Here is a 12475-nt window from a genome sequence, read left to right on the forward strand (position 1 = left end):
CTACAGAACAGCAATTAGTGGATTATGTGAAAATACAACTTATGAGTTTTCATCCTGGATGATTAATTTGTTGCCAATTTCTGGTTGCGGTGGTGCTGGCATTCCCATAAATGTAAAATTCGAAATTTGGGATAATACAGACACGAATCTTCTAGCCAGCGGTGATACTGGAAATATAACAGGAAATTCAAGTCCGAATTGGCAACAATATGCTCTGGTATTTCAAACCTTGCCAGGTCAGACATCCGTTATTTTAAAAATGCTTAATAATGGCGTAGGAGGTTGCGGAAACGATTTAGCTTTAGATGATATTGTGTTTAAATCTTGTGGCGATACCATTGAAATAGAAGATGCTGCAAACGCAAATATTACCGTTTTATGTGAAGACGAAGTGCCTTATTTAACTACACTAAAAGCAACTCCAGATTTTACCATATTTTCCACGCATTTCTATCAATGGCAAGAAAGTTTAGATGGTATAAACTGGGTGGATATTACTGGCGAAACTAACGACACCTTTAACACGCCGGCCATAAATAACACGACATTTTACAGAGTTAAAGTAGCCGAAGCAGCTGTAAATGTGAATAATGATTTCTGTAATTCCACTTCCGAAATTTATGAAATTAGAGTCATTCCTTTGCCCAGTCAACCAACCAGCAATGGTAATTTAGTAATTTGTGAAAACGATACAACACCATTAACAGTAACCGTTCCAACAGGTATTAAAGTAAATTGGTATGATGCAAATACAGACGGAAATTTACTTTTAGCAAATAGCACGGCTTACAACCCAAGTGCCTCAGGAATGTATTATGCCGAAGCTGAAACTACAGAAGGGGGTTGCATATCCGCCACAAGAACAGCTGTTGAAATTAATTATTTAAAACTACCAGAAGTTACCGACGAAACCCTCGATTTTTGTGAAAATACGGTCATAACCTTACATGCAAACCCAACAGACCCAAGCACAGTAACCTCATATTTATGGAATAATGGCAGTACCAACAACAATATCGATGTTTCTAGTGCAGGCACATATTCCGTAGTCGTTTCAAATAATTCGTGTAGTGTGACAAAAACCATTACCCTATCTCAAATCGATAATCCAAGTATAGAAAATGTAGAATCTAGCGGTACCAACATCGTAATCACTACATCAAATACAGGCAATTTTTTATATTCTATCGATGGGGTTACATTTCAAGCAAACCCTTCATTTTTTAATATTGAGGGCGGGCAATATACCATTTATGTAAAGCAACAAGATTGCAACCAGGTTATAACCACGCAACACATTCACTTTTATATTCCAGATTTTTTCACCCCAAATGGAGATGGTGCAAACGATACCTTTAATTTAAAAGGCATTGAGTTTTATTGTTCCTCGCAAGTAAACATTTTCGATAGGTACGGAAAACTTTTAAAAAGCGGCGTAAACACAACACTACAATGGGATGGAACCTATCACGGGCAACTTTTACCAACCGGCGATTATTGGTATGTTGTCATTATTGAAGGTCAAAAATTTACAGGGCATGTTACCTTGAAACGTTAATTTTTTTAGGCTTTACCACAAGGGTCGGGCTGTGGCTTTTCTCTGAACCCCTAATGCAGTTTAGTTAACTAGCTTTGTTTAATAATTTATAAGATCGTTTTATTTGGAGAGGTTCGTTTAACGGTCTCGTTTAAACGTCTTTAAAGAGAAAGATAGGGAATAATTGCGGTTACAAATTGAAGCTGGCGTTTACTGTTTATATTTCAGTAATTGTGCTTTCAGGTCATAATCTTCTATTGATTTTTTCTGTCAAATGTAACATCGAAATAACTTTTGTAAGAATAAGAAATTTATTATACACGACGTTTCTCATTAATAAATGTACGGTGAATTTTTGAAGTTTAGACTTTGTGCTTTTGTTAAAGTACTAACAAAAAAATAGAGTTTTCAGTCTTTTAAAAATGCCTCAATTGTTAAATGGAGATTGTGCGCCAAGGATTTTTCACGTTGAAGATAGCGATTAATGGAATATGTGTAGGTTAACTCTTGATTAATTAAGCTATGAAACTCATCAGCTTTCATTTTTAAGAGTATTCTTGGTATTTCGGGTGTGTTAATACTATCTGGATATTTTGAATTGAAAACCTTAATGGAATTAACATAATCGGCATAATCACTTCTAATATTGTCAATATAATCTCGAATGAAAACTTTGTTATTATAATAACTCATAATTTGAGTCCTGATATCATCATCCATAATTAAGTTTAAAGCTCCGGTGCTTTTTAACTCATCAAAAGTATTTGAAGACCCCTGAAAACTAGCTCTACTATTTACCCCGCCAAAGGATACTTTATTAATAAAACTTAATGTATCATCAATTTTAAGGTTTCCTAGAATATAATCTTTAGCCAAGTTTAGACTTTCAATTTTTTTAGGTCTTGCTCTGAACCAGGAATATTCTAGAGACACGGAATCATTGCGTATTTCTTTACTTAAATACGTTAAGTATTTATGTTCTGATTTTTTGTTTTTATTATTCTCGTTCCAATTATTAATCTGTAATGCAATGAGAATTCCAATAACCACAAGAATAATTTCACCAATGGCGTATTTGAAGTATTTGGTTGTTTTACCTTCTTTGAGAAGGTTTTGGCGGATTTTTCTAAAAAAATTAATCATTTACTTTCGTCAGGTTGAAAGTAAATTAGATTGATGGTAGTACGTGAGGTTAATTAATTTTATTTAAAGATATTGAATTGTTATTGATTATTCCTTAAACATCCCAATATACAATTCACCATTATCGTTCATAGTGGCTCTAAACATGCCTTGAGTATTAAATTCCATAACCATGTTTCCGTTTTTATCTATAGCTACGATACCACCAGTTGCGCCTTCATCTCCAATGTTTGGCAATTTGTTTTGAATAACCTCTTTGGCCGCATCCTTTAAAGATAAACCTTTATATTCCATAAGTGCAGAAATATCATGTGCCACCATTCCGCGAATAAAAAACTCACCCCAACCTGTGCTAGAAACAGCGCAAGTGTTGTTGTTAGCATAAGTTCCTGCGCCAATTATTGGAGAATCGCCAATGCGTCCCCAGCGTTTGTTAGTCATGCCACCTGTTGAAGTTCCTGCTGCTAAATTGCCATGTTTATCGAGAGCCGCACAACCTACCGTTCCAAATTTTGAATCTTGTAAATCTGCATCAAAAAACGAAGCCACTTTATTTTTTTCTGAAGCTTTTACACGTTCAAGAGATTTTAACTTTTTTTCAGTTAAAAAGTAACTTGACTCTACAATATCTAAACCTTGTTCTGCTGCAAATGTTTCAGCTCCAGAACCAGAAAGCATTACATGCGGCGAATTATCCATAATAGCTCTGGCCAAATTAATCGGGTTTTTAACTGTTTTTGTACCCGCGGAAGCGCCTGCGTTTAAGGTTTTTCCATCCATAATGGAAGCATCATGCTCGTTAACACCTTCAAAAGTTAAAACTGCACCTTTACCAGCATTAAAAAGTGGCGAGTCTTCTAAAATATTTATCGTTTTTTGTACGGCATCTAAACTTGTACCGCCAGCTTTCAGAATATCATAACCTACTCGAATAGCTTCTTCTAGTTTTTGACGGTATTCAGCTTCTTTTTCTTCAGACATATTATCGCGTCTAATACTGCCGGCACCACCGTGAATAACAATTGAAAATTCTACCTTTTCAGGTTCTTTTTGAAGGTATTCTGTAGTTTTATTGGGGTCATTTTTACAAGACGAAACAACTAAGAAGGCAAAGATTAAATAGATAAATGTTTTCATGAAAAGCAGATTGATTTGTAGACTAAGTTAATGATTTTATCATTAGTAAATTTCAACAAAAACGACTTTTAATTAGTATATTCGCAAAGAAACTCAACATAATCAATAAATCAATAATTAATGAATGCAATAGCGACTGATTTTGGTATAGACAAAGCCCTTAAAACTTTGGGTGTAAAAGCCATAAATGAAGGAACATCTACAGGTTCTAATAATTTTTCAAACGGCGATATTATTGAAAGTTATTCCCCAGTAGATGGGCAATTAATTGGAAAGGTAAAAACCACTACCAAAGCTGATTATGAAAAAGTGATGGAAGCTGCTACTTTAGCTTTTAAAACATGGCGAACGATGCCTGCACCACAACGAGGAGAAATTGTACGTCAGTTTGGTGATAAATTACGGAAAAAAAAAGAAGCTTTAGGGAAACTAGTTTCCTATGAAATGGGAAAAAGCTATCAAGAAGGTTTAGGCGAAGTTCAAGAAATGATTGATATCTGCGATTTTGCAGTTGGGTTATCGCGTCAGCTTCATGGTTTAACCATGCATTCTGAACGACCAGGACACCGTATGTATGAGCAATATCATCCGCTTGGTGTGGTGGGTATAATTTCAGCATTTAATTTTCCTGTAGCTGTTTGGGCGTGGAATACCGCTTTAGCTTGGGTTTGTGGTGATGTTTGTGTTTGGAAACCATCAGAAAAAGCACCGTTGTGCGGTGTGGCTTGCCAAAATATAGCAGCCGAAGTTTTTGCTAAAAACAATTTACCAGAAGGAATTTCCTGTTTAATAAATGGTGATTATAAAGTTGGTGAGTTAATGACTAAAGACACCCGTATTCCGCTTATTTCAGCAACTGGATCAACCAGAATGGGTAAAATAGTAGCTCAAGAAGTGGCAGGACGTTTAGGAAAAAGTTTATTAGAACTTGGTGGAAATAACGCCATTATAGTAACCCCAGATGCCGATATAAAAATGACGGTTATTGGTGCCGTTTTTGGTGCTGTTGGTACTGCAGGACAACGTTGTACATCTACCAGACGATTAATTATTCACGAATCTATTTACGATAATGTTAAAGCAGCAGTAGTTGATGCTTATAAACAACTTAGAATAGGAAATCCATTAGATGAAAATAATCATGTTGGGCCGTTGATAGATACCGATGCTGTCAACATGTATAAAAATGCCTTAGAAAAAGTAGTTGAAGAAGGGGGAAAAGTTGTTGTTGAAGGCGGTGTACTTTCTGGTGAAGGATATGAATCTGGATGTTATGTAAAGCCAGCCATTGCCGAAGCGAAACCACACTTTAAAATTGTTCAACATGAAACTTTTGCGCCTGTTTTATATTTATTAAAATATTCGGGTGAGGTTGAAAATGCCATTGATATTCAAAATGAAGTAGCTCAAGGATTAAGTTCGGCAATTATGACCAATAATTTACGTGAAGCGGAGCGTTTCTTGTCTGTTCAAGGTTCAGACTGTGGCATTGCAAACGTAAATATTGGAACCTCAGGCGCTGAAATTGGTGGTGCTTTTGGAGGTGAAAAAGAAACTGGTGGTGGACGAGAATCGGGTTCGGATGCATGGAAAGTTTACATGCGCAGACAAACTAATACAATTAATTATACTACAGAGTTGCCCTTAGCTCAAGGGATTAAGTTCGATTTTTAGTGCGTTAGGCCGATTTAATATTTAAATCCGTTTCTTATTAGGAAATGGATTTTTTGTATCTTCAACTATTGCAATTAAACCTTTTTTACTTCTACTTGTCTAAATGGGTACAACTTCTCACTTTTTGACTTAAATTTTTCACCATGAAGCGTAAACATATCCAGCATTTATTCAGACGTAGTGGTTTTGGGATTTTACCTACAGATCTAGATTTGCTATCTAAAAAGAGTAAGAATGAAATCGTTAATACCCTTATAATAGCTTCAAGAAAGGTTACGCCTCTAGAGGTAGATACTTCAGAAATAAAAGAAATTTTTAGTGGTACTATGATGAATGGGTCTAAACTAGACCCTGAAATTCGAAGAGAAATTCAAAAAATAAGTCGCAAAAAACAAATTGAATTTAATGTCGCTTGGGTAGATAGGCTCACAAATTCTTCTGAAATTTTAAGAGAAAAAATGACCCTTTTTTGGACAAATCATTTTGTTTGCGAAGATAATAGCATCAATTATATTCAACAATTTAATAATACACTCAGAAAACATGCTTTAGGTAATTTTAAAGATTTTGTAAATGCTGTTTCCAAAGAAGCTGCCATGACCAAATATTTAAATACGAAACAAAACAAAAAACAAAAGCCTAACGAGAATTTTGCTCGCGAGTTAATGGAGCTATTTACGCTTGGTGTTGGGCATTATTCCGAAGAAGACATAAAAGAAAGCGCTAAAGCATTTACAGGCTACAGTCATAATCTACGAGGGGAGTTTGTTTTTAAAAAACGAACACATCACGAAGGCGACAAAACATTTTTCGGTAAAACCGGGAATTTTACTGGGGAAGATATTATCGATATTATTATAGAAGAAAAGCAATGCGCAACATTTATCTGTGGTAAAATATATCGCTATTTCGTTAATGATAATATAGATGAGGAACATGTAAACGCTATGGCTAATGTGTTTTATAAGGATTATAACATTGAAAGTGTTATACGTTTTATGTTAAATTCAGACTGGTTTTATGATAAAAAAAATATAGGAACAAAAATTAAATCACCTATTGAGCTTTTGGTTGGATTAAAACAAACTGTTCCAATAACATTTAAAAACTCTAAGCAATTAATATATGTTCAACGCTTGTTAGGCCAAGTTTTGTTGAGACCTCCAAACGTAGCAGGATGGAAAGGTGGAAAAAACTGGATAGATAGTAACACCATTGTATTACGTTTAAAGTTGCCTTCCTTATTGCTAAATAAAGCTTATATATCGAAAGTAGAAGTAGGACAAAAAGATGAAAATTCCGAGACTAAAAAGGAGTTGTTTAAGGAAAAATTTGGTAAGCGTTTTAAAGTTGAAACAAATTGGAAACACTTCAATAATCACTTTAAAAATGTTGACATTGATGCTCTTGGAAACCATCTATTAGCATGCGAAATCAATGAGAGTTCAAAAGCCTATTTACAATCTCTTGAAAAAGTATCAAAACAAGAATATTGTGTGCAACTTATGTCGTTACCCGAATATCAAATGTGTTAATTATGGATAGAAGAAAATTTTTAAAACAGTCATCGCTAGCCAGCAGCCTATTTTTTGTTCCTAGTTTTCTTAAAGCATTTGAGGAAGTAGCAAGTAGCAAATTAGGTTACAAACGATTGGTAATTATTCAGCTTTCAGGAGGTAACGACGGTTTAAATACTGTAATTCCTTATAATAACGATTTGTATTATAAAGAACGCCCAACTTTAGCCATAGCAAAAAATGACATTATAAAACTAAACGATGAGGTTGGTTTAAACCCAAGTTTAACACCCTTAAAAAGGCTTTACGATAAAGGCTATTTGTCAATTATTAACAATGTAGGTTATCCAAATCCAATCAGGTCACATTTTAGGTCTATGGACATTTGGCAAACCGCATCCAACTCCAATGAATATTCCCAAAGTGGGTGGGTGGGTCGTTATTTAGATCATTATGGTAAACAACCGCACAGCGCTATCGAAATAGACGAAAGCTTATCATTAGCCATGAAAGGTGAAAATGTTAATGCCATTGCAACACAAGACGCTAAATCATTTTATAATCTATCAAAAGACCCTTATTTTAAAAACTTAAACAAACATCAAAACGATGTACATTTAAGCGAGCATAATTTAGGGTATCTGTATAAATCTATGATTGCAGCAGAATCTTCTGCTAAATATATATATGAAACCAGTAAAACGTTCACTAGCCTTCAAGAATACCCAAACAATAAATTTGGGAAGCAGCTAAAATCTACAGCTCAATTTATAAATTCTGGATTGCAAACTAAGGTGTTTTATACTTCTTTGGGCGGTTTCGATACACACGTTAATCAATTTAACACCCAAAAGCGATTGTTAGGGCAATATGCAGATGGCATTGAGGCCTTTGTTCAGGACTTAAAAATTAACAATACATTTAAAGACACTCTAATTTTAACCTTTTCAGAATTTGGTCGTCGTGTAAAACAAAATGCAAGTGTTGGTACAGATCATGGAACCGCAAACAACGTTTTTGTAATAGGAGCAAACTTAAAGAAACCAGGTTTTTATAACAATATGGCCAGCCTAAGTAATTTAGATGATAACGGCGATTTAAAATTCGAAATAGATTTTAGAACCATTTACGCAACAGTTTTAGATAAATGGCTAGAGGTAGACGATAAAAAAGTACTCAATAAATCATTTAAACAATTAGATTTTATTTAAGGATATTTGGGCGTTACCACAAGGGTCAGGCTTTCCGATGCAAGTCCTAGCTCCTCCTACGTCGGGCTGTGGGATTTTATTCATGCGTTTCTATTTTATATTAAAAAATTCATGAACATAAATGTTTCTCTGCAATCCTTAACGCGGACAGGTCTGCTAGGATCAGTAATTTAAACTAAGTAATCTGTTTTCAGCTTATGGATAAAATCACTTTACAAGACCCTAGGAATGTTTTCAAACTTCAATCTAATAATCTAAATTAAGGTTGAAAATTTCATTTTAGTCCATAAAAAAACCTTGAGCCAATCTTAAAGCGATTTGGGGCACAAGGTTTAATTAAAATGATTAATAGCAATGCAAAGATAAATCATTAAACATATTTTCAAAATTTTAAAGGCAACTTAAACAAATATTTATTAACATTTGTTAATTATATTTCATTTTCCTCAAAATTCGCAACGATTCTTTATATAAATTATAAATTTCGTTGCTGTAGGCTTTTAAATACGGTTTTGCATCATTCAGCTTGTCTATAGCCTGATGGAATAAATTTAAATAACAAATTAAATAAGTTGCAGGTAAGTTTTTTAAGTCTAATTCTTCTCTTTGTGTGAGCTTAATACCTTTCTTTAGTTTTTCTAAAATGGCGTTATTGGCATTGTAAATATGATGTAACACTTTTTTATCAAACTGTGGCGGTTCAAACAATAGTTTCGTTTCAATATTATATTGCGCGTTTTCCTCAAATTTAATAAGTGTTTCTTCTAATTGATAGTATTTATTTGAGCCTTGAAGCCCAAGATTTACATATTCAATAATTTTAAAGCTATTATCATTAATTTCTATAGAAACTTCATCTAAGGCCGAAAAAAACAAACGCACCTGTTCGTTAATTAATTCGATATCTACCCGCGAGTAAAATGTTTCTTTTTTTACCACTTTTTTATGCCCAGCCCAGCACACCACAAAATATTCTTTAAATACTTTGTATTGCGCATTAAAGTCTTTCCGGGTATTCATAAAATCAAAAACCCCATTTAAAGTATGTTCAATATTATTTTGGGCATTAATTTCAATGGCTTCCACAATTTTTGAATTCACATCTTGAATTTCAATATCAAAAACCTTTGGCATGCTCATGCTTCCGTCCCTAAAAAAAACAGAGCCACCATAATATTTCCAAATGTTTTTTCTTAGTGAAGTAATTTTTCCTGTAGGGCGTATGGTTACTAATCCAACTACCTTATGGTCTGGCAAATGCGGAAACGGAATGTTTTCATATTGTACAATTGGCGGATGACTTAAATAGGCATTAATTAGGTTTTGTATTTTACTGTCATCAAAAAAATCGACACCAATAATGTTGTTGTCCTCATCCTCTACACCAATTACAATGAATGAATTGTTTTTTGGGTTGCTGTTAGAAAGTGCACAAATATGCTTTAAAAACTTTGCTTTTCCTTCTTTGTGGCTAATATCAATTTCTCGCTTCTTGTCATAAAAACTGTTCTCATCGTTATGAGCTAAAAGGTGTTTTATGAGGAGGCGTTTGTTGATCATACTGATATTATCTATTTTTTATTGTCATTATTTATTCAAGTTTAATCAAATTTAGCTCCCTTACGATTTGAGTTTTTTAAATAATTCATGAATTTTGATAATTGATTTATTAGTTCTTCGGCATCAGAATTTAATTTTTTATACGATTTTTCATCAATATGATTTCTTCTATAACATCTTAATAATTGGGATTTACTTTCACTACAAGAACCTCTTGAATAACTTAAAAACATTATAAACTCTTTATTTCCGCCTCTTCCAAAGCCTTCGGCAATATTGTCCATTATGGATCCAGAAGAACCATTTATTTGTTCTCGTAGTTTATAATCTTTATTTAAGGAGGTATTGCAAATAATGTCCCAGATATTATCGCAAAACAAAGTTGCTACTTTATAAATATCTAAACTTTCAAATGAACTATGATGTGCCATAAAACTTGAATAAAAAATAGTAATAAATAATATTCAACCACAGTAAAGAAATCTAATGAGATTTCTTTACTGTGGTTGAATTCGCCTGCGCCGTTGGAAACACCAACAAATCAGCAATATTTACATGAGGAGGTCTTGATACAGCAAAATAAATAATCTCAGCAATATCTTTAGCTTGTAATGCTTTAAAGCCTTTGTAAACATTATCAGCCGCAGCATCGCCTTTAAAGCGCACTTGGGAGAATTCGGTTTCAACCAATCCTGGGTTAATCGAACCAACTTTTATTCCAAACGGATTTAAATCAAGACGCATCCCTTCCGTTATGGCTAAAACGGCATGTTTACTAGCGCAATACACATTGCCTTTTGGGTAAACTTCCTTCCCAGCCGAGGACCCAATATTTATAATATGCCCAGATTGACGCTCAGTCATTTGTGGAATAATGGCCTTGCTAACATAAAGCAACCCTTTTACGTTAATGTCCATCATGGCATCCCAATCATCAATGTTTCCAGTCTGTATTGGGTCTAAACCATGTGCGTTTCCTGCGTTGTTTACAAGAATATCTATAGTTTTAAAATCTTTAGGGAGCGCTTCGATAGCATTAAAAGTTGCGACTTTATCGCACACATCAAAGTTTAAAATGTGCACATTGGTTAAGCGTTCTAATGCTTTTTGAATAGTGTTTAAACGTTCTAATCGCCTTCCACAGATCACGAGATTAATCCCTTGTTTAGCAAATTCGTAAGCTGTTGCTTCACCAATGCCGCTTGTTGCTCCTGTAATTAATGCCGTTTTTTTCATTTATTAAATTATAATATCACCTATAAAAATACAGAATGTGAATATAAATTCAGATGCTTTTCAAATTAAAAAACAATGGATATTTTAAGTATTTAGGATAAACTTATAATAATTATTTGTTAATTGACATCAACATAGATATTCCTTGATACTTTTAACCATTTTTTAACACGTTAACAGTATTTTTTTTAACAATTTGCGGTACCCAAATAAGAACATGATATTAGGGCCTTTAATAAAATAAAAAATGATGGAAGAAACAGGGACAATTGATATAAAGTCAATTAATGAGAAAATTGAAAAAGAAAGTGCTTTTGTTGATTTATTGATGCTTGAAATGAACAAAGTTATCGTGGGTCAAAAACACATGGTAGAGCGTTTACTTATTGGCTTATTAGGTCAAGGACATATTCTATTAGAAGGTGTTCCAGGATTGGCAAAAACTTTAGCTATTAACACGCTATCTCAGGCTGTAGATGGTAGTTTTAGTAGAATTCAATTTACTCCAGATTTATTACCTGCGGATGTTACAGGTACATTAATCTACAACATGAAGCTTAATGATTTTTCAATTAAAAAAGGACCAATCTTCGCTAATTTCGTGCTAGCTGATGAGATAAATAGAGCACCAGCAAAAGTGCAATCGGCATTACTAGAGGCGATGCAAGAAAAGCAAGTTACTATTGGTGATGAAACATTTATACTTGATAAACCATTTTTAGTAATGGCAACTCAAAACCCTGTTGAGCAAGAAGGAACGTATCCGTTACCTGAAGCGCAGATTGACCGTTTTATGCTAAAAACAGTTATTGATTATCCAAAAATTGACGAGGAGCAAATGATTATGAGAGCGAATTTAAAGGGCGCTTGGGATAAGGTGAATCCTGTAGTTTCAGTTGCTCAGATATTAAAAGCTCAACAAGCTGTTCGTGAAGTGTACATGGATGAAAAAATTGAAAAATATATTTTAGATATCATTTTTGCAACACGATATCCAGAAAAATACAGACTTCCGGCTTTAAAACCATTAATTTCTTTCGGTGCTTCACCTCGTGGAAGTATCAATTTAGCAACTGCCGCAAAATGTTATGCATTTATTAAGCGTCGTGGCTATGTGATTCCTGAAGATGTTCGTGCTGTGGTTTACGATGTTTTACGACACAGAATTGGTATTACTTACGAAGCAGAAGCTGAAAATGTAACTTCAGAGGATATCATCAGTAAAATTGTAAATGAGATAGAGGTACCATAGGATTTCAGATTTAAGAATGCCGAATGACGATTTGTGATTTCTCAATTTGAAGAAATCGTAAATCAATAATCTTCAATCGTAAATTGGAAAATGGATACTAAAGAATTACTAAAAAAAGTACGTAAAATAGAGATTAAGACACGCCGACTGTCTGATCATATTTTTGGAGGTGAATATCATTCTACTTTCAAAGGGCGTGGTATGACTT

General features: G+C 33.9%; 10 protein-coding genes and 1 pseudogene. 6 read left to right on the forward strand and 5 right to left on the reverse strand.

The genetic code is table 11. The features are described 5' to 3' along the window. Positions 1-1558: T9SS type B sorting domain-containing protein (locus WBN21_RS05185; protein ID WP_424198221.1), on the forward strand; the 1558-nt coding region annotated here is incomplete at its 5' end. Positions 1559-1945: 387 nt separating this feature from the next. Here the strand turns inward: WBN21_RS05185 and WBN21_RS05190 are convergent. Continuing rightward, positions 1946-2680: a DUF6090 family protein gene (locus WBN21_RS05190; RefSeq protein WP_424198222.1), complete on the reverse strand. Its 735-nt coding sequence runs from the start codon at positions 2678-2680 to the stop codon at positions 1946-1948. 87 nt (positions 2681-2767) lie between these two features. Next, complete coding sequence (locus tag WBN21_RS05195; protein ID WP_424198223.1) at positions 2768-3817, reverse strand: isoaspartyl peptidase/L-asparaginase family protein; 1050 nt, start codon at positions 3815-3817, stop codon at positions 2768-2770. 120 nt (positions 3818-3937) lie between these two features. Here WBN21_RS05195 and WBN21_RS05200 point away from each other — a divergent pair, with 120 nt between their 5' ends. The 3 genes from WBN21_RS05200 to WBN21_RS05210 all read left to right on the forward strand — a co-directional run bounded on the left by WBN21_RS05200 (position 3938) and on the right by WBN21_RS05210 (position 8219). Further along, positions 3938-5491 (forward strand): aldehyde dehydrogenase family protein, encoded by a 1554-nt coding sequence (locus tag WBN21_RS05200; RefSeq protein ID WP_424198224.1) that lies wholly within the window; start codon positions 3938-3940, stop codon positions 5489-5491. Positions 5492-5634: 143 nt separating this feature from the next. Further along, positions 5635-7026, forward strand: coding sequence for a DUF1800 domain-containing protein (locus tag WBN21_RS05205; protein WP_424198225.1), 1392 nt, complete (start codon positions 5635-5637; stop codon positions 7024-7026). 2 nt (positions 7027-7028) lie between these two features. Then, the gene (locus tag WBN21_RS05210; protein ID WP_424198226.1) at positions 7029-8219 is read left to right on the forward strand and encodes a DUF1501 domain-containing protein; all 1191 of its coding nucleotides are present in this window, start codon (positions 7029-7031) and stop codon (positions 8217-8219) included. A gap of 426 nt (positions 8220-8645) precedes the next feature. Here the strand turns inward: WBN21_RS05210 and WBN21_RS05215 are convergent, their stop codons facing one another. From WBN21_RS05215 to WBN21_RS05225, 3 genes are read right to left on the reverse strand one after another with little or no spacing between them, the layout of a single operon-like run. Continuing rightward, positions 8646-9779, reverse strand: coding sequence for an ATP-binding protein (locus WBN21_RS05215; RefSeq protein ID WP_424198227.1), 1134 nt, complete (start codon positions 9777-9779; stop codon positions 8646-8648). A gap of 41 nt (positions 9780-9820) precedes the next feature. Continuing rightward, positions 9821-10210, reverse strand: a complete 390-nt coding sequence (locus tag WBN21_RS05220; RefSeq protein WP_424198228.1) for a four helix bundle protein — start codon at positions 10208-10210, stop codon at positions 9821-9823. 52 nt (positions 10211-10262) lie between these two features. Further along, positions 10263-11015 (reverse strand): SDR family NAD(P)-dependent oxidoreductase, encoded by a 753-nt coding sequence (locus WBN21_RS05225; RefSeq protein WP_424198229.1) that lies wholly within the window; start codon positions 11013-11015, stop codon positions 10263-10265. 250 nt (positions 11016-11265) lie between these two features. Between WBN21_RS05225 and WBN21_RS05230 the strand changes: the two genes are divergently transcribed. Then, positions 11266-12267, forward strand: coding sequence for an AAA family ATPase (locus tag WBN21_RS05230; protein WP_424198230.1), 1002 nt, complete (start codon positions 11266-11268; stop codon positions 12265-12267). A 90-nt stretch (positions 12268-12357) separates the two neighbouring features. After that, positions 12358-12475: pseudogene (locus WBN21_RS05235) on the forward strand (DUF58 domain-containing protein); the annotation flags it as partial.

Origin of the sequence: Algibacter sp. (assembly GCF_049667265.1) — a bacterium.
Taxonomy (GTDB): Bacteria; Bacteroidota; Bacteroidia; order Flavobacteriales; family Flavobacteriaceae; genus Algibacter_B.